Origin of the sequence: Novosphingobium sp. AP12 (assembly GCF_000281975.1) — a bacterium.
Classification (GTDB): Bacteria; Pseudomonadota; Alphaproteobacteria; order Sphingomonadales; family Sphingomonadaceae; genus Novosphingobium.
Map to the genome: position 1 here is coordinate 62,634 of NZ_AKKE01000006.1, position 18,216 is coordinate 80,849.

An 18,216-nucleotide genomic window follows, 5' to 3' on the forward strand; every position below is an offset into this window, starting at 1 on the left:
CCGGGGACGAGACGCCTACTCCCAGAGCGCTTCCGCAGCTGCCAGCCCCTGCTCCCCGCGCCCGCCGAGTTCGGCGGTCAGCAGCTTGAGCCGGTAGGTCCAAAGGTGCAGCGGGTGCTCGAGCGTCATACCCATGCCGCCGAGGAACTGGTGGTAGTCGTAGCACACCCGCTTGGCCGCCTCCTGCGCATGGAGCAGCGCCATCGCGGCATCCCCCGCATCGCCGGTCCCGGCCGCGCGCAGGGCGAGCCAGTAGACGCTATTGGTGATGACCTGATCCTCGGCAAGGCGATGCCGCATGCCCTGGAAGGTCGCGAGCGGGCGGCCGAATTGCTTGCGCTCGGACACGTAGGTTACCGTGCTTGCCAGCGCCGCACCGAGCAGGCCTGCCGCCTCAGCCGCCACGGCGACGCGCCATGCGCGCAGAACTTCGGCGGGCGCGACCTCGTGCACGGTCATCGCATCGGGCAGGCCGGTCAGCATCGCCACCGGGTAGGCGTAGAGCGTGTCTTCCTGCGCTGGTGCGATCAGGCGAGCGTCCGCCGCGAAGCTGCGCACCCCGGACGGCCCGACGACCACCACCGTGGCGCCCGGCCGCAGGAAGCGCACCGGACCGCCGGTCCGCCCTTCCTCGACGAGGCAGAGCGGGCGCGGCAGTTCGGGATCGATCAGCGGGCGGACGAGGGCCGACGCCGCCGCCTCCACCGCGAAAGGCAGGCGCGCCAGCTTCTCCGCCACCAGCGCGGCGGTGACGGGGCCGAGTTCCTCGACCGCCATGACGTCGAGGAAGCCGTTCTCGACCAGCGCCGCGTCCAGCTCGGCGCTCTCCAGCGCCAGCGAGACGTCGTGCATCGGCAAAGTCGCGTAAGGCCGGGCGAGGCTGTCGATGAAGTCGAGGACCTGGGTCTGGTCCTCGCTGAGGGCAAGCTGCATCAGCGCGGTTCCCGGGGCAGTTCCAGCACTTCGCTGGCGATGATGTTGAGCTGGATTTCGGCCGAACCGGCGGCGACGCCGGCGACGATGCCGCGCTGGTGGTGCATCTTGAGGTAGGCCGAGGCGCCGGCCAGCGCCTCGGGTACGAACTCGATGACGAATTCGCACACCGCTCGCTCGGCCATGACCGTGGCGTAGCGCGCCGAACTCGATTCCGCGCCGATGGCAAGACCGTCGACGCGCTTCTGGACGACGGCGTAGTTGGCCGTCCCCGCCGCCTCGCACAGCGCCGCACAGCGCGCTGCCTCGATCCGAACGTAGTCGCGCGCGAAGCGGCCCTGCGCCTGCAACATCGCCACCGCACGGTCGAGCGCGGCGCGGGCCAGCGTGAAGCGCGGGATCCCGAGACGCTCGTTGCGCAGCGAATAGGCGACGATCTCCCAGGCTTGGCCTTCCTCGCCGAAGCGGGCGGTCTCGGGCACGGTCACGTCGTCGAAGAAGACTTCGTGGATGTCGCCCTCGCCGATCAGCGAGGGGATCTGGCGCACGGTGATACCGGGCGTATCCATCGGCACCAGGATGATGGTGATGCCCTTCTTGCGGTCGTCGCTGGTGCGGGTCAGCAGGAAGCAGGTGTCGGCGAGGCCCGCGTAGCTGGTCCAGATCTTCTGGCCGTTGATGACGTAGTTGCCGTCGGTCAGGGTCGCCCGCGTCCGCAGCGAGGCGAGGTCGGAACCCGCATCAGGCTCGGAAAAGCCCTGGCACCATAGCGACTGGCCCCTGGTGATCGGCTCGAGGTAGCGCGCCTTCTGCTCTTCGGTGCCGTACTTCTGGAGGGTCGGGCCGATCCAGTTGACGTTCATGTACTGGCCGCCGCGCGGCTCGCCCGCGATCCACATCTCCTCGGCGAGGATCTGCTGTTCCCACGGGCCCAGCCCCTCGCCGCCCATCTCGACCGGCCAGTGCGGGAACAGGATACCCGCATCAGCGAGCTTCACGCAGAACTCGCGCGCGAAGGCGGTCAGCGCCGGGGATGCGGGGCCGTGCTCGGAGAACTTCTCCCAGTCTTCCGGCAGGTTGTCGTGCAGGAAGTCCCGGATCTTGTGCCGGAAGGCGTCCTGCTCGGGTGTCCATTCGAATTGCATCGGCGCAGGCCTCTCCCAGTCCTCTGGCGGTGGGTTAGACCCTGCCTGCCTGCCCGAACAAGGGTGCGCCCCCGTTTACCGCCCCGACGAATGTCCTACCGCGCCAGCGCCGCCGGAGAGAGGTAGCGGGTGGTCGAAATGCCGCCGTCTACCGCGATGGTCTGGCCGTTGACGAAGCCGGCCTCGTCCGAGGCGAGGAACGCGACCATGTTGCCGATGTCCGCTGCAGAGCAGTCGCGCTGGAGCGGGGTCAGTTCGTGGTTGGTGCGCCGGAAGAAGTCGAGGTCCCAGAAGGCGTCGGTCATCTCGGTGCGTACCACGGTCGGCGCGACGTAGTTCGAGCGCACGCCGCGGGGGCCATATTCGGCGGCGAGGGTCTGCATGAGGCCGATCTGGCCCGTCTTGACCGTGGAGTAGGCGCCTCCGCCCGGCGTACCGTAGAGGCCCCAGGTCGAGCCGATGAACAGGATCGAGCCGCCCTCGCCCATCGTCCCCAGCGCCTCGCGGCAGAGGCGGAAGGGCGCGCGCAGCGAGATGTTCAGCACTTCGTCGAGCATGTCGTCGGTGGTCTGGTCCACCGGGCCGAAGTTGAATGAGCCGGCGTTGTTCACCAGCACATCGAGGCGGCCGAACTTTTCCACCGCGCCGCCGACGATGCGCGCGGGGGCATCGGCGGCGGTGGCGTCGACGGCGACGAAGTCGAACTCCACGCTGCCGGCCAGCTTGTCCTTGAGGTCGCCGAGCTTGTCCGCGTTGCGGCCAGTGCCGAGGACCCGCGCGCCCTTGGCTCCGAGCGCCCTCACGATCGCCTCGCCGATCCCCCCCGCCGCGCCGGTGACGATCGCTACCTTGCCTTGCATTCATTCGCTCCGTTCATTGCTGGTGGGCCGTTGCGTTTTGGCGCCAGAAAAGCAGGATCCCCGCCTTCGCGCGTCTCAAACCGCCGCCGCTTCGCGCACACCCGCCGCCGCCCGTTGGTTACCCGAACGCTCGGCGATGTCGTTGGCGGCGATGTAGCCGAAGGTCATGCCCGGCCCGATCGTCGCGCCTGCACCCGGATAGGTGTCCCCGAACGGCGTGCCTGCATTGTTGCCCGCCGCATAAAGACCGGCGATCGGCGTGCCGGACTGGTCAAGCACCCGCGCCCGCGCGTCACACCTGAGGCCGCCCTTTGTGCCTAGATCGCCATTGTTGATCGGCACAGCATAGTAGGGCGCGGTGTCGATGGGGCCGAGGTTGGGATTGGGCTTGGAACTGGGGTCGCCGAACATCTGGTCGTAGGGGTTCATGCCGCGCCCGAATTCGGGGTCGATGCCGGTGGCGGCATAGGCATTCATCTTCGCGACGGTCTGGCGCACCGCATCGACCGGAACGTGGATCTTACGAGCCAGTTCCTCAATCGTGTCGGCGCGGAAGACATAGTGATCCCACCAGTCGGCGGGGACTTTCTTCTCGGGAGTGTGGACCGTGGGCATGAGGCCGCCCGCGCTGAACTTGCGGCGGAACTTGGCGTCGAAAATCAGCCAGCACGGCATGTTGGCGCCGCTGGCCTCCTGATCGCGGACCATCGCCTGCCCGAACTGGTCGTATCCGCAAGCCTCGTCAACGAAGCGCAGCCCCTTGCGATTGACGACCACGCTCCACGGGCGGCCGACGTCGAAGGCGGCCTGGTGGATCTCGTGGAAGTTCGAGGCTCCCTTCATCGGCAGCGTCATGGTGGGGATCCACCAGCCCTGCTCGGTATGCTCGGTGCTGGCCCCGACCTGTTCGGCGGCGAGCAGCGCCTCGCCTCGGTTGCCGTCTTCGGGCGTCGAGGAGTGGCGCGTGAGACCGGGGACCGGGAAGAAGCGGTCGCGCAGTTCCTGGTTCCACTCGAACCCGCCCGCCGCGAGCACCACGCCGTGGCGCGCCTCGACCGCGTAGCTGCGTCCGAAGCTGGACACTTCGACCCCCGTGATGCGCCCACCTTCGTCGATGGTCAGCCGGTCGAGCTTGGTCTCCAGCCGCAGCTCCACCCCGCGCCTGAAAACCTGCTCATAGGTCGCCCCCATCAGCGCCGCGCCCTGCGTGAAGCGCTTGTCGCGGTGCGAGACCTTGCGGGTCCCCCGGTCCATCCAGTAGCGCCCGATCATCTTGCCGGCCACCGTGCGCCAGCCCTTCGACTGCATCATCAGCGCGAAGGTCTCCGTGAGGTCCATGGCGTAGCGGCCGAACAGCTTGAAGCGGTTGTACTGCTCGCGCATCAGGGCATAGCGCCCGTCGCCCAGCCTGCGCCCGTCGAAAGTCGGCACGATCACCGAGCGGTCGGAGCGTGCGCCGGGACGACCCGGGAAATAGTCCGGCCACGCCGCCGCCATCACCGCGACGCCGGTGGACTTGAGATACTGCAGCATCTTCGGGGCTTCATCGACAAAGGCCTCCAGACGTTCGCGGTTGACCGGCTTGCCGATCGTAGCGTCGAGGTATTCGAGCGCCGAGGCGCGGCTGTCGCCCACGTCGCCGTCAAGCCCGTGGTTGGGTATCCACATCACTCCGCCCGAAGTCGCCGAGGTACCGCCGAATTTGTGCGCCTTCTCCACGATCAGCACTTTCATGCCGAGGTCCGCACTGCGCAGCGCCGCCATCGCCCCGGCCGCGCCCGACCCGACCACGACGACATCGAAGGTTTCCGCAAAGGCCACCGGCACTCTCTCCCATTTGGGGGCGTTGATGCCCTCGCCCGCTCCTTATCGCGTCCACGGCTTGCCCTAGAAATGACCGCCGGGGTACTGCGAGTTGCTTGGCCCTGCTCTGGCGTCCGCGGCGCGCTTGCGCCATGAGGTCGTGCGAAGCAGGGACGAACGATGCAGAAAGTCGAAACAGCACAATGAGCGAAAAGGCATTCGTCGCCGTGGCGAAACTGGAAGAGATTCCGGCAGGCGGCAAGAAAGTGGTCGAAGTGAACGGCGTGAGCGTGATCCTCGTAAACGCCAAGGACCGCATCTTCGCGGTGCGCAACCTGTGCAGTCACGCCTACGAGACGCTGGAATGCGGCCGCGTGCGGGCGGGCTGGATCTCGTGCCCCGTCCACGGCGCCCGCTTCGACCTCGAGACCGGCAAGCCGCTCAACCCGCCCGCCTCGATGCCAATCGACACTTATGAGGTCCGCATGGACGGCGACACGATCGAGATCGCGGTCTAGCCCCCCGATATCGCCCGCGCGTACCGCCCGTTGTGGACGCGAGTCCGGCGGCTGTGCTTGGACGTGGGCATGACCGATACGCCCGATCTCGCAGCGCTGCGTTCCGAAGTACGCGCCTTCCTCGAAGCAGAGGCCCCGACCGGCTGGCGCGATGCCAGCCGGACCCAGGATGACTTCGTCGCCACCCAGAGGGGCTGGTTCGCGAAACTGGTGAAAGCCGGCTATGCGATCCCGCACTGGCCGGCGCGCTTCCCCGGCGGCGGCCGCAGCCTGGCCGAGCAGAAAGTCATCTACGAGGAACTCGCCAAGGCCGACTGCCCGCGCCTGCTGCTTTCGTTCGTCTCCACCTATCACGCCTTCGCGACGCTCCACGAATGTGCCAGCGAGGAACAGCAGGCGCGTTACCTTCCCCGTATTCTTGAGGGCGAGACGTGGTGCCAGGGCTTCTCCGAGCCGGGCGCGGGATCGGACCTCGCCGCGATCAAGACCAAGGCGGTGCGCGAGACGCGCGATGGCCGCGAGGTCTATGTCGTCAACGGCCAGAAGGTCTGGTCGACGATGGCCCAGTTCGCGCAGAAGTGCCTGCTGCTGGTGCGCACCTCGTCGGACGGCGTGAAGCAGGCCGGCATCACCTACCTGCTGATGGACATGGACGCGCCCGGCGTCTCGGTGCGCCCGATCCACCAGATCCAGGGCGACGAGGAGTTCGCCGAGATCTTCCTCGACAACGTCGAGATCCCCGTATCCGAGCGTGTCGGTGAGGAAGGCAAGGGCTGGGCAGTGGCGCAGGCGACGCTCGCCTCCGAGCGCGGCCTCACGCTGATGGAACTCAGCTACCGCATGCGCGGCGCGCTGGGCCGCGTCGCCGCGCTGGTGCGCGACTACGGCCACGGCGAGGACCGCGGCGTGCTGCGCGACTTCGGCGAACTGGTCACGCAGGTGGACGCGGTCTGCGCCATCGCAGACCAGTTCCTCGACAACCGCATCAGGGGCATCGAGCGCGTCGGCGACGCCTCGATCGTCAAGAACAGCTACAGCCGCGCGCTCAGGGCCTACTCCAAGCTTGGCCTGCGCCTTGGCGGCATCGACGAGCAGTACATCGCGCCGATCACCTTCGGCGACCTCAACACCGGCAACTGGATGGCGGACTACATGAACTCCTACGCCTGGACCATCGCCGGGGGCAGCGAGGAAGTGCAGCGCAACATCATCGCCGAACGCATGCTCGACATGCCGCGCGAGCCGAAGGGCTGGGTCCTCTGACATGATCGAACTGAACGAACTCACCGACGCCGCGCAGAAGGCCTTCCCCGCCGACGCACTCTCCCCCTCGCGCGACGAGAGTTGGCAGCTGGTCGCCGAGATGGGCTGGCTGATGGTCCGCCTGCCCGAGGACGACGGGGGCCTCGGTCTCGGGCGAGAAGCCTCCACGGCGATCCACTTCGAGATGGGCCGGGTTCTGGCGACCACGCCGCTGATCCCCGCGCAGCTTGGCCTGCAGGCGGTGCTGGCGAGCGATGTCCTGCAGGACCGCGCCGAGTGGCTGGAACGCCTCGCTGGCGGCGAGTACGCCCCGCTGCACCTCCTGCCCGCCCGGCTGGAGACGGCGGCAGACGGCACGATGTCGGGCACCACCGGCGGCGTGTTCGATGCCGACATGGCCGTCGCGGTCGTCGCCAAACTTCCTTCCGGCTACGCGCTGGTGCCCACCGATGCACCCGGCGTAAGCCTGGTCGAACGCCCGATCTGGGACCCCAGCCGCCGCCTGTTCGACGTCGTCCTGGATGGGTATGCTCCAGACCCCTCGCTCGCGCTGACCGATGCGGCGGGCGCGGCGGCGCTGCACGACGCGCTGTCGCCGGAGGCGCACCTCGCGATCGCCGCCGACTGCCTCGGCGCCGCGAACGCCGCGCTCGATCTCACCATCGAGTACATGAAGATGCGCCGCCAGTTCGACCGGCCGATCGCCATGTTCCAGGCGCTCAAGCACCGCGCCGCCGACATGAAAACCCGCATCGTCATTGCCGAGTCCCTCCTTTGGAGCCGGGTGCGCGACGAGGAAGCCACCCTAACCCAGCTCGGCGCCGCCAAGACGCTGGCAGCCGAGGCCTTCGCCTTCGTCACCGAGGAAGCCATCCAGCTCCACGGCGGCATCGGCCTCACCGAGGAACACCCCATCCACCGCTTCATGAAGCGCGCGATGCTCAATCTCCAGCTCTGCGGCCCCTCTGACCTGTGGAACGAGCGCAGCGGCCGAGAGGCGCTGGCCTTGGCGTAATGTCGTCGTCCCCCGGTTCGACCGGGGACCGCTGTCCGGGCCGCACAGGCGCAAGGCATGGCTTTGTCTGAAGACGGCCACCGATCCCCGGCTGCGCGGGGATGACGGGGTGTGCGGGGTCGATGCGTCATCGCTCCCGCAGGCAACGCAAGCCCCGGCCGCACGTTATCGCCCGCATGGCCACACCATCCGAGCCGGGCGCGACCGGGCACATCCGCGACAACATCGTCCTCTACGGCGCGCTCGCCGCGAATGTCGGGATCGCCATCGCCAAGTTCGCGGCGGCGGGGATCGGCGGGTCGTCGGCCATGGCGACGGAGGGCGTGCATTCGCTGGTCGACAGCGGCAACCAGGTGCTGCTGCTCTATGGCCAGCGCCGCGCCAAAAAAGTGCCCGACGCCGCCCATCCCTTCGGCTACGGGCGCGAGCTGTATTTCTGGGCCTTCGTCGTCGCCATCCTGATCTTCGCGGGCGGCGCGGGCATCTCGATCTATGAGGGCATCGTCCATATCCGTGCGCCCCACCCGATCGCCGACCCGACGCTCAGCTACGTGGTGCTCGGCGTCGCCTTCGCGATGGAGGGCACGTCGTGGGCGCTGGCAGTGCGCGAATTCAACGCCGGGCGCGCTGGCCAGGGGTGGTGGCAGGCGGTCCGCCGATCGAAGGACCCGCCGGGCTTCATCGTCCTGTTCGAGGACAGCGCCGCGCTGGTCGGCCTCGTCATCGCCGCGCTGGGTATCTGGGCGAGCGGCTATTTCGACGATCCACGCCTCGACGGCGCGGCCTCCGTGCTCATCGGGCTGGTGCTCGCGGGTGTCGCAGTGCTGCTGGCGCGCGAATCCAAGGGCCTGCTGATCGGCGAAGCAGCCGACCCCAAGCTCATCGAGGAACTACGCGCGGTAATGGACGGCAACCCTCACATCACCTCGGTCAATCACGTGCGCACCGTCCACACCGGCCCCGATGCGGTCTTCGTCGCCATCAGTGCCGACTTCGCCGACGACCTGCCGATGGGCGAGGCCGAGACGCTGATCGAGGATCTGGAAACTCGGATGAAGGCGCTGTCGCCGAAGATCACCTCGATCTACATCCGGCCGGAGAAGCGCGAGCAGGCTTTTTTGGGATAGCGCTGCCGTCCCCATAACGCGAAACCCCTCCCCCGCGCCGGCGGAAGAGGGGCTTTTCACACCGGTCGGCAATTCAGCCGATCAGTCGTATTCGCAAAGCGCCTTTGCAGCAGCGGCGATGTCGGCCGGCTGTACGAGGAACGCGTCTTCCAGCACCTTGGCAAACGGCACCGCGCTGTACGGCGCGCCGAGGCGGCGTACCGGAGCCTTCAGCTTGCGGAACAGCTCTTCCTGGATGGTCGAGGCGATCTCGCCGCCCGGGCCGAAGTGGCGCACCGCCTCGTGGACGACGATGGCGCGTCCGGTCTTGTCGGCGGAGGCAAGGACGGCGTCCTTGTCCCAAGGCGACACCGTGCGCAGGTCGATGACCTCGGCGGAAATGCCCTGGGTCTCGAGCTCCGCGGCTGCCGCGAGGCAGTTGGCGACCATGCCCGAATAGGTGATCAGCGAGATGTGCGTGCCTTCGCGGGCCACGCGCGCCTTGCCGAGCGGGATCGGACCCTGGTCGGCCGCGACTTCGCCGGGCACGAACAGGGTGCGGCTGTTCTCGATGAACAGGACCGGATCGGGGTCCTGGATCGCCGAGAGCAGCAGGCCCTTGTAGTCTGCCGGCGTTGCAGGCGCGACGACCTTGATGCCGGCGGTGTGGGCGAACCAGCCCTCGTAGTGGTCCGAATGCTGGCCGGCGGTCTGCCAGCCGGCGCCGGTCAGCGTGCGGATCACGAGGGGGACGGTGCTCTGCCCGCCCGACATGAAGCGCAGCTTCGCGGCGTGGTTGACGATCATGTCCATGGCGACCGTGATGAAGTTCATCAGCATGATCTCTGCCACCGGCTTATAGCCGGCCATCGCCGCGCCCACCGCCGCGCCGACGATCGACTGCTCAGCGATCGGGGTCGAGCGCACGCGCAGGTCGCCGAACTTGGTCGACAGGCCGCGCGTCGTGCCCATCACGCCGCCGCCTTCGCGGTCGGCCACGTCCTCGCCGAAGACGAGGACCTTGGAGTCTTCTTCCATGGCCTGGAACAGGGCGGCGGTGATCGCCGCCTGGCCGGTCATCTTGAGCATTTCTGCAGTCTCGGTGCTCATGCCGGAATCTCCTCGGCAAAGACGTCGCGGCGCAGTTCGTCCACCGACGCGTATCCACTCTCGAAGGCGAAATCGATGGCGTCCTGGACTTCGGCCTCGATGCTCGTCTTCATCTCTTCGAGCTGTTCTTCGGTAGCAATGCCGTCGTCGAGCAGCTTCTGGCGGAACAGGACGAGCGGGTCCTTGGCGAGGGCCGCGTCCTTCTCTTCCTTGGTCATGTAGCTGTCGGCGTCGCCGAAGACGTGGCCCATGAAGCGGAATGTCTTGCACTCCAGCAGGGTCGGGCCGTCACCGGCGCGGGCACGCTCGATCGCGGCGTGGGCGTGGGCGTACATGTCGAGCGGGTCGTTGCCGTCGACGGTGTAGCCGGGCATCCCGTAACCGATCGCGCGCTTTGAAATGAAGTCCACCGAAGTGGCATTCTCGTAGCGCGTATGCTCGGCGAAACCGTTGTTGGAGCACACGAAGATCACCGGCAGCTTCCATACGGAGGCCAGGTTCAGCGCTTCGTGGAAGGCACCGATGTTGCTGGCGCCGTCGCCAAAGTAGGCCACCGTCACGCGCTTCGAACCGTCGAGCAGTGAGGCCCAGGCGAAGCCGTTGGCGATCGGCATCGAGGAGCCGACGATGCCCGTCGTCACCATCACGCCGGTTTCCGGGTGGGTGAGGTGCATCGGGCCGCCCTTGCCCTTGCAGGTGCCGTCGATGCGGCCGCAGATCTCGGCCCAGAGCGGGCGTAGCGGCATGCCCTTGGCGACCATGTCGTGGATGCCGCGATAGATCGTGCAGATCACGTCGTCGTCGGTCATCAGGTTCGACAGGGTGGAGGGGATCACTTCCTGGCCGCGCGCCGAATAGTAGGGCGCGGTGATGCGGCCACGGCGGATCTGGGTCCGGGTGAATTCGTCGTTCCGCTCGATCCGCACCATGCGGCGATAGATGTCGAGCTGGGTGGCGGCATCGGGGCTCGCCCTGTTTTCTAGCGTCTGGCTCATGAGTCCTCTCTCGAACGGCTTAGCCTTGTCGCCCCTGCTGGATCGGGGGCTGAACATAGGTTCAGTACCTGTCACGCCGGGCCTTGCAAGGGCGAGCAAAACGCCTCGGCGGTATCGCCCTGGAGACGCCGCACCGCCAGCTCGCGAACCTGGCTTGACTTGACCTTTTCGCTGCCGGTGATGGCGTAATCCTCGTCGCTGAAGAACAGGACGCGGCGCGGCACCTTGAAGCTGGCGATCTCTGCCTTGCAGCGCGAGATGACCTCGGTTTCGAGCACCTGCGCGCCGTCGAGCGGGACGATGCAGGCGACGACCATCTCGCCGAGCAGGTCGTCGGGCACGCCCACTGTCTGGGTGCGCTTTACCCCCGGTATCCGCGCGATCACGTCATCCACCTCGAGCGGGGAGACGTTCGCGCCGCCGGTCTTTATCATGTCGGTGAGGCGTCCTTCCCAGAAGAACCGCCCCGCCGCGTCGACCCGCCCGCCGTCGCCGGTGCAGAAAAAGCCTTCGGCATCCAGGCACTCCTCCGGCGCCTTGCCGAGGTAGCCGGACATCAGCGTCGGACCCTTGATGCACATCTCGCCGACCTGCCCAACGGGGACCAGGCGGCCCGATATCGGCTCGACGATCTTTAGCACATTGCCCGGCAGCGGCGAGCCGAAGGCGCCCTCGACGCGGCCCTCCGCGTCGTCGGCGACGAACGAGGTGCAGATCGTCATCGTCTCGGTGCAGCCGAACGACATCGGCACGTCCCAGTCGGTATCGACAGTGGGATGCTGCCAGATCATCTCACCGCGCGTGATGTATCTGAGGCTGGAGAGGTCCGCTTCTGCCCACAGGGGCGAGGCGGCGAGGCGCGCCCATTGGTGCGGGCGGCCGTTGAGGAACGTCACGCGCTCCTGCTCGGCCAGCATCAGCGCTTCGTCGGCCTCGAACGTGCGCTGGAGGATCACCGCGCCGCCCGTCGAGAAGGCAGTGCCCACCACCATCGAGACGTTGCCCGACCAGAAGAAGCCGTTGCCGGTCCAGCTGCGCACCGGCCCCGTCATCGCGAACAGCCGGGGCCAGCGCCACCACTGGATCGCGAAGGCGCGCTGCGAATGGACGATGCCCTTGGGCAGGCTGGTGGTGCCGGAAGAAAAGAACAGCCCGCCCGTCTCCGCCGGATGCACCGCGTCGGCGCGGGCGAGAACGAGGGCGTCGTCGATGCCCACGCCGTGACCGAGGAACGCGTCCCAGTTCTCCACCACGCCGCCAGAGAAGGCGTCGAGAGGCTCGACCTCGCCCGGCGCGCCGCCGAGCGCGACGAGCCGCCGCAGGTAGGGGTAGCGCGCCGAGGTCAGTCTGCCCGGCAAGCCTTCCGTGATGCCCGGCTCCAGTTCAGCCAGCATCGCAGCGAAGTCCTTCTTGAGCACCTGCTGCTCGAACAGCAGGATCGAGACCTCCGAAGCCCGCAGCAGATGGTCCAGCTCGGGCTGTGTCGAGAAAGTACTCAGCGCGGCAGGCACGCCGCCGGCCAAGGCAATGCCGAACAGGCCGGACAGAAACTCCGGCCGGTTGGTCATCAGGATGCCGACGCGCTCGCCCTTGCCCAGTCCGCAGGCGACCAGCGCGCGTGCAACTTCCAGCGATCGGGCGAGCAATTCGTCGTAGCTCCACGACAGGCGATGCGCACCCTTGCGGAGCACCACCGCCTCGCGCGGACCATACCGGGCGACGACTTCGCGCAAGTAACCACCGATGGTCTGCGCGCCCTGTCCCGGCTCGTCCGCGAGCGACGGCCCGGCGATCACCGAGAGCGCCTCCGGCATGTGTTCGCCGATCCCCTGCATCGCGTCCGCCCTCTCCCGGTTGTCCTCGAAAGCCTCGCCTAGCAGCGGCTCGGAGCGCCCGGAAAGCAGCCTGGCCGGGCAGGGACGCCGCAGTCACATGGCTGCACCGCGGCAGGCAAACCCATCGCCCGAGCGCACCGGAATCCGGCTGCGCGCGAGGACGTCCGTGGTTAGGCTGGCGTCTGAAAGTCTGACTTCGCTCGACACGAACGGAGGTGGAAGACGGGAGAAGAACGATGAAGCAGGCCACGATCGAGAGCGGAAAGGGCATCGAGACCATCGCGATCCGGGAGGTTCCCGTGCCTAAGCCCGGCCCTGGCGAGGTGCTGGTCCGCATCCGCGCGGCAACGCTCAACTTCCGCGACCTGATCGTCGCCAAGGGACTGATCCCCGGTTACGGCAAGACGCCCGAAGTCGTGCCGCTGTCGTGCTGCGCGGCTGTGGTGGAGGCGATCGGCGAAGGCGTCACGCGCGTGGCAGTGGGCGAACGCGTCGTCCCTCTCTTCGCCCCGCACTGGCTGAGCGGATCGTCGCCCGACCCGCGTATGCTCGGCGGCCCGATCGACGGCGTCGCGCGCCAATACGCGGTGTTTTCGGCGCATAGCCTGTGCCATCTGCCTGACGAACTCGGTGACCTCGAAGGCGCGACCCTCGCTTGCGCAGGACTGACCGCATGGTCCGCGCTGACCGCGTTCCGGCCAACCGCACCGGGCGAATGGGTGCTTGCCCACGGCACCGGCGGCGTCTCGATCGCGGCGTTGCAATTTGCCAAGGCCATGGGCGCGAAAGTCGCCATCACCTCGTCCTCCCCGGCCAAGCTGGCGCGCGCGGCGAGCCTCGGCGCGGACCTCTGCGTCGATTACCGAGCGACGCCGGACTGGGCCGCGCAGGTCCGCAAGGCGCTGGGCGAGCGGCCGATCGCCAACGTCATCGACACCGTCGGCGACGTTCAGTTCGACGACAATGCCGCGCTGCTCTCAAGCGATGGTCAGCTCTCGGCGATCGGTATGCTCGCTTCCGACTTCAGCTGGGCGCGGATGGGCCAGACAGACGTGAACATCGCCCCCATCGGCGTCGGCAACCGGGACCAGCACGAGGCCATGACCGCTTTCATCGTTCAGCATTGCATCCGGCCCGTCGTGGACGCGGTCTACGACCTCGACCGGCTCGCGGATGCCTACCGCCACCTCGAAAGCGGCGCCTTCTTCGGCAAGGTAGGTGTGAACCTGCTCTAGCGCCGATCACCCTGGCGAAAGCGGCAACCCGCCGGGAACGGTTGTCATTGCAGGCCCTGCTCCGCTACCAAAGCTGCGGCACGACCCCTGTCGAATCGGCCGCAGGATGGGGACTGCGATGACGCTCACCGACCCGGCCCAGACCCGTATTCGCGACGGCGCGCTGACCGCCGTGGACCTCGCCGCGACGTTCGTCCTGGCGGCCGAGTGCGCGCTGACCGGAGTGCAGGCCGACTTCGACCTCTTCGGCATACTGGTGCTGGCATTCGTCGGCTCGGTCGGCGGCGCCGTCATCCGCGACCTCTTGCTCGGCGAGCATCCGCCCGCTCCCTTGCGCGACTGGCGCTATGCCGCGCTGGCGGTTGCAGCAACGACCGTGGTGATAGCCGCATCGCTCGCATTCGGGCGCGTCGCCGACTTCACCCCGCCGATCTGGATCGACGTGTTCGAGGCGGTCGGCCTTGCGCTCGCGGCAGTGGCGGGCGCGCGCAAGAGCCTCGACTACAATCTCAACGGCGCCAGCGTCGTCGTTATCGCGACGGTAAACGGATGTGGCGGCGGCATCCTGCGCGACGTGCTTGGCGCACGCGTCCCCCACGTCCTGCACGAAGACTTCTACGCCACCGCCGCACTGGCCGGCGCAGCACTGATGGTCGTGTTGATGAACCGCTTCGGGGTCCGCAAGGACATGGCCGGCACCATCGCCGGCGTGGCGATCTTCGCGCTTCGAACCGCTGCCCTGCTCGGAGAATGGCGGCTGCCGCACCTACGCTGACATGTGCACCGCCCAACCGCGCTCAGGCATCGAAGACGTTGAATATCCCGTCCGCCGAGCCGACCGTCTCGCCGTCGACCTCGAACAGCCCGCGAGCGAAAACCAGCCGCCGGGTCCTGCGGACCAGTTGCGGCCGGCAAGTCACCAGCGCACCGACCACGACACCGCGCACGAAATGATAATTGAGCTGCGCCGTCGCGCAGCGCGGCTCGCCCACGGCATCGACCGCGACGATGCCGAGCGCGATGTCGGCGAAAGTCATCAGCGCGCCGCCGTGGATCACCTTCAGGTGGTCGTTCGCTGCCATCTCGCCAGTCAGAAGCGCGACTTCCCGCGCGCCCGGTTCGCCGCGCATCCAGGTTGGACCAATCGCCGCGGAGAAGGCGCTGGCCTGCGTCGGCACCCAGCCTTGTGCCTCCAGTGCCGCTGCGTCCACCGCGTCAGGCAAGTTGATTGCCGAGCCCGGCCGCGTGCTTGGCGGCGATCCAGCCGAAGGTCATCGACGGACCTACGCTCGCTCCTGCTCCCGGATAGACCCGGCCCATGGGCGATGCCGTAGTGACGCCGCAGGCATAGAGCCCCGCAATGGCGCTTCCATCCTCGCGCAGGACCCGCGAGTCGCAGTCGCACACGACGCCGCCGTAGGTCCCCACGTCACCCGGCACGACCGGGATGGCGTAGAACGGGCCTTTCTCGATGGTGCCCATGCACTGGTTCGGGCCGTCCTTGAAGAACGGGTCACCAAGCCAGTTGTCGTACGCACGCTCGCCCCGGCTGAAGTCCTCGTCGCGGCCGCCGCGCACGAAACCATTCCAGCGCTCGACCGTCCCCTTGAGCGCATCAACGGGAACCTCGATCAGCGCGGCCAGAGCGTCCACTGTATCGGCCCGGCGCATCCAGCCCGAGTTGAGCCAGCTGTCCATGTTCTTCTTGGCCGTACCTTTCCCGGCGACGGCGTATTCGTCCATGTACTGCTGGTCCATGATCGCCCAGCTGGGGATGGCGGGAACGGTGCGGTTACGCACCAGCATGTTCTCGCAGAACTCCTCGTAGGAGCCGCCCTCGTTCATGTAGCGCACGCCGGTCTGGTCGACCTGGATGGCGTGTGGCTTGCCCGTGGTGCTCTGGGTGCCAGGCTTGACGTAGTCGGTGTCCCAGCCGGGCGCCTCGCTCATCTGGAAGCCGACCATCTGGTCCATCTGCCCGAGTTTGGCGCCCTTGGCGGCGAGTTCGACGTGCATGTCGCCGGTATCGGTCTCGATCCCGTTCGACCACTTGGACTGGGTGCCAGGCATATATTTGTCGCGCATGGCCTGGTTCATCGCGAAACCGCCGGCGTTCATCAGGATGCCGAGCCTGGTGCCGATCCGCCACGGCTTGCCGTCCCTGACCGTGACGACGCCGACCGCGCGCTCACCGTCCATGATGACCTCGTTGACCGGAGAATTGACGCGGATGTCGGCGGCCTGCTTCTCAAGCACTGCCTTGAGCATCCGCCCCTGCAGCGCGGCACCGGCGGTGACCCAGTGCTTGCCGGTCAGCTTGCCTGCGACGACCTTGAGCGCGATCTTGAAGAACATCCGCTTGATCGCCCAGGAATGCTTCATAAAGGGCAGCTTCATGCCGTCGTCGAGCCGGACAGGCACCTCGAGGAATCCCTGCCGAAGCTTGGGCGCCCATTCCTTGCCCAGTTCCTTCTTGTTGAAGGGCAAGGCGGTGACGGTGCGGCTGGTCTTCATGCCGCCGGGAAGTTCGTCGTAGTAGTCGGGCCAGAAGGTCGAGCCGCGCTCCATGTCGACACCTTGGCCGACGATGAAGTCGAGCATCTTGGGCGCTTCCACCGCGTAAGTCCGGCGGCGCGCCGGGCTGGTGCCGGGAGAATCGGGGCCGTCGGGAACGACTGCGTCGAGGTACTGGCAAGCCTTGTCGAGGCTGTCCTCACCCGGTTCCATGAAGCGGTTGGCGGGAATCCACATGACCCCGCCCGACTTGCAGGTAGTGCCGCCGACCCACTCGGCCTTCTCGAGGATGACGACTGACTTGCCCGCCTGCTTCATCAGCAGCGCCGAGGACATCGACCCCGCACCGCTGCCCACGACCACCCAGTCGAAAGTCTCGTCGAACTGCGCCATCGTGCCTGCTCCTCTCAACCGTCATGCTGCGCTGCTGCGCATGCGTTCAGCCCGGTAGATCGGACTTCGCTGAGTTTGGCAACGCCGCGCGGGCGATCCCTCACAAGGTTTCGCCGGAGCGAAGGGTTGGCCGCCATCTTGCGTTTTCGCGTGGCCTCGGCGGCGTGGCTGCCTATGAGGTGGGGAAGAGAGAGGGAGACCAGCCGCAATGACCGAAACCGCGCCCGCGCTACCGACCCTGGGCACTATCGAAATGGCCCGCGAAGGTCGGCTGCTGCGCATCACCCTCAACCGCCCGGATGCCCTGAACGCGGTGAACCTGCAGCTTCACGATGACCTTGCCGAGGCCATGTGGTTCGCGCAGATCGACACCGGCTCGGACGTCATCGTGCTGACCGGCGCCGGGCGCGCGTTCTCGGCCGGCGGCGACCTCGACCATATCGAGCACAATGCCCGCAACCCGCACCTGTTCGATCACGAGACCCGCGTCGCCAAGCGCATCGTCTCGACCCTGCTCGACATCGACAAGCCGGTGATCTGCCGGATGAACGGCCATGCGGTCGGCCTCGGCGCGACGCTAGCGCTGCTGTGCGACGTGATATTCGCCGCAGAGGGCGCGAAGATCGGCGATCCGCACGTCGGCCTCGGCCTCGTCGCGGGCGACGGCGGCGCCGTGATATGGGCGCAGCGGATCGGCCTGACGCGCGCCAAGGAATACCTGCTCACCGGCGACCTGCTGACCGCCGCCAAGGCCGCAGAAATCGGCCTTGTCAACCACTGCGTATCGCTGGACGAACTGGACGAGCGGGTCGATGCATTCTGCGCGAAGCTGCTGAACGGCGCCACGGTCGCCATCCGCGCGACGAAAATCCTCACCAACCTCGAACTGAAGAGGCTGGCGACGGCGCTGATGGATGCGGGCATCGCCTATGAAAGCGTCAGCGTCCGCAGTGCCGACCACCTTGAGGGAATCCAGGCGCTGAAAGAAAAGAGGAAGCCGCACTTCACCGGCCGGTGAGACTTCCGCTCGGCAGGAAGCAGGTTGCCGGCGGCCAGGACGTCCTTGCTGCCGGTCGCGCCGATCCCACGCGGGACCGGCGCGCAATTGATCAGCCCGGAACCACGCGCTCACCGTGTTCGGTGAACAAGGCGGTGTAGCAGGTGCCGAAATCCTGCGCGTCGCTCTGGGTCAGTTCGCCGCCCTGCGCCGCCGCGCCCATCGCGCCGAGGAACGCCATCGGATCGTCCGCCTCGATGTCATAGATCGCGAGGAATTCGTTCTCGTCGCTGCCCATGAGCTTGGCTGCGAGCTTGTAGCGCTGGGCGCCGGCCATGCCGAACTTGTTGACCAGTTCCGGCAGGTGCGTGTTGTTGTACCAATCGTGATATTCCGCCTCGCGGCCGGGCTGCGGGCGAGTGAGCGCAACGAGTTTCATCTTCATGGGCATCTCTCCTGATTCCATTTCCGGAGAACATTCGCCGGCCTAGGGA

17 protein-coding genes are annotated in these 18,216 nt (G+C 67.3%); 7 read left to right on the top strand and 10 right to left on the bottom strand.

Annotated features, from left to right (window positions below; all coding sequences use genetic code 11):
• Positions 1-15 precede the first annotated feature (15 nt).
• The 4 genes from PMI02_RS00490 to PMI02_RS00505 all read right to left on the bottom strand — a co-directional run bounded on the left by PMI02_RS00490 (position 16) and on the right by PMI02_RS00505 (position 4,759).
• Positions 16-933: an acyl-CoA dehydrogenase family protein gene (locus PMI02_RS00490; protein ID WP_007677161.1), complete on the bottom strand. Its 918-nt coding sequence runs from the start codon at positions 931-933 to the stop codon at positions 16-18.
• Positions 933-2,078, bottom strand: coding sequence for an acyl-CoA dehydrogenase family protein (locus tag PMI02_RS00495; RefSeq protein ID WP_007677175.1), 1,146 nt, complete (start codon positions 2,076-2,078; stop codon positions 933-935). The genes PMI02_RS00490 and PMI02_RS00495 overlap by 1 nt, the downstream gene beginning before the upstream one ends.
• A gap of 95 nt (positions 2,079-2,173) precedes the next feature.
• A complete protein-coding gene (locus PMI02_RS00500) occupies positions 2,174-2,938 on the bottom strand; it encodes an SDR family NAD(P)-dependent oxidoreductase (RefSeq protein ID WP_007677176.1) in 765 nt (254 codons plus the stop codon).
• 75 nt (positions 2,939-3,013) lie between these two features.
• Entirely contained in the window at positions 3,014-4,759 is a 1,746-nt protein-coding gene (locus PMI02_RS00505; RefSeq protein WP_007677178.1) for an FAD-dependent oxidoreductase, read from the bottom strand.
• A gap of 185 nt (positions 4,760-4,944) precedes the next feature.
• Between PMI02_RS00505 and PMI02_RS00510 the strand changes: the two genes are divergently transcribed.
• From PMI02_RS00510 to PMI02_RS00525, 4 genes are all read left to right on the top strand, one after another.
• Positions 4,945-5,259 carry a Rieske 2Fe-2S domain-containing protein gene (locus PMI02_RS00510; protein ID WP_007677180.1) on the top strand — a complete coding sequence of 105 codons (315 nt, stop codon included), beginning with the start codon at positions 4,945-4,947 and terminating at the stop codon, positions 5,257-5,259.
• Between the two features lie 69 nt (positions 5,260-5,328).
• Positions 5,329-6,522: an acyl-CoA dehydrogenase family protein gene (locus tag PMI02_RS00515; RefSeq protein ID WP_007677183.1), complete on the top strand. Its 1,194-nt coding sequence runs from the start codon at positions 5,329-5,331 to the stop codon at positions 6,520-6,522.
• Position 6,523: 1 nt separating this feature from the next.
• Complete coding sequence (locus PMI02_RS00520; RefSeq protein WP_007677186.1) at positions 6,524-7,537, top strand: acyl-CoA dehydrogenase family protein; 1,014 nt, start codon at positions 6,524-6,526, stop codon at positions 7,535-7,537.
• A gap of 176 nt (positions 7,538-7,713) precedes the next feature.
• A complete protein-coding gene (locus tag PMI02_RS00525; RefSeq protein ID WP_007677189.1) occupies positions 7,714-8,664 on the top strand; it encodes a cation diffusion facilitator family transporter in 951 nt (316 codons plus the stop codon).
• An 81-nt stretch (positions 8,665-8,745) separates the two neighbouring features.
• Here the strand turns inward: PMI02_RS00525 and PMI02_RS00530 are convergent, their stop codons facing one another.
• From PMI02_RS00530 to PMI02_RS00540, 3 genes are all read right to left on the bottom strand, one after another.
• Positions 8,746-9,753 (bottom strand): alpha-ketoacid dehydrogenase subunit beta, encoded by a 1,008-nt coding sequence (locus PMI02_RS00530; RefSeq protein WP_007677196.1) that lies wholly within the window; start codon positions 9,751-9,753, stop codon positions 8,746-8,748.
• Entirely contained in the window at positions 9,750-10,748 is a 999-nt protein-coding gene (locus tag PMI02_RS00535; RefSeq protein WP_036501606.1) for a thiamine pyrophosphate-dependent dehydrogenase E1 component subunit alpha, read from the bottom strand. Before PMI02_RS00535 ends, PMI02_RS00530 begins: the two co-directional genes overlap by 4 nt.
• Before the next feature lie 71 nt (positions 10,749-10,819).
• Entirely contained in the window at positions 10,820-12,583 is a 1,764-nt protein-coding gene (locus PMI02_RS00540; RefSeq protein WP_007677201.1) for a class I adenylate-forming enzyme family protein, read from the bottom strand.
• A gap of 236 nt (positions 12,584-12,819) precedes the next feature.
• Here PMI02_RS00540 and PMI02_RS00545 point away from each other — a divergent pair, with 236 nt between their 5' ends.
• A complete protein-coding gene (locus PMI02_RS00545) occupies positions 12,820-13,818 on the top strand; it encodes an NAD(P)-dependent alcohol dehydrogenase (protein ID WP_007677203.1) in 999 nt (332 codons plus the stop codon).
• Positions 13,819-13,936: 118 nt separating this feature from the next.
• Complete coding sequence (locus tag PMI02_RS00550; protein WP_007677205.1) at positions 13,937-14,593, top strand: trimeric intracellular cation channel family protein; 657 nt, start codon at positions 13,937-13,939, stop codon at positions 14,591-14,593.
• A gap of 22 nt (positions 14,594-14,615) precedes the next feature.
• Here PMI02_RS00550 and PMI02_RS25685 read toward each other — a convergent pair whose 3' ends face one another.
• Positions 14,616-15,041 (bottom strand): PaaI family thioesterase, encoded by a 426-nt coding sequence (locus PMI02_RS25685; protein ID WP_052025395.1) that lies wholly within the window; start codon positions 15,039-15,041, stop codon positions 14,616-14,618.
• Positions 15,034-16,725, bottom strand: coding sequence for an FAD-binding protein (locus PMI02_RS00560; protein WP_007677209.1), 1,692 nt, complete (start codon positions 16,723-16,725; stop codon positions 15,034-15,036). The genes PMI02_RS25685 and PMI02_RS00560 overlap by 8 nt, the downstream gene beginning before the upstream one ends.
• A 208-nt stretch (positions 16,726-16,933) precedes the next feature.
• Between PMI02_RS00560 and PMI02_RS00565 the strand changes: the two genes are divergently transcribed.
• The gene (locus PMI02_RS00565) at positions 16,934-17,743 is read left to right on the top strand and encodes an enoyl-CoA hydratase/isomerase family protein (protein WP_007677210.1); all 810 of its coding nucleotides are present in this window, start codon (positions 16,934-16,936) and stop codon (positions 17,741-17,743) included.
• A 91-nt stretch (positions 17,744-17,834) separates the two neighbouring features.
• On the opposite strand, the gene PMI02_RS00570 is transcribed toward PMI02_RS00565, so the two are convergent.
• Positions 17,835-18,167 (bottom strand): DUF4286 family protein, encoded by a 333-nt coding sequence (locus tag PMI02_RS00570; protein WP_007677211.1) that lies wholly within the window; start codon positions 18,165-18,167, stop codon positions 17,835-17,837.
• Positions 18,168-18,216 lie beyond the last annotated feature (49 nt).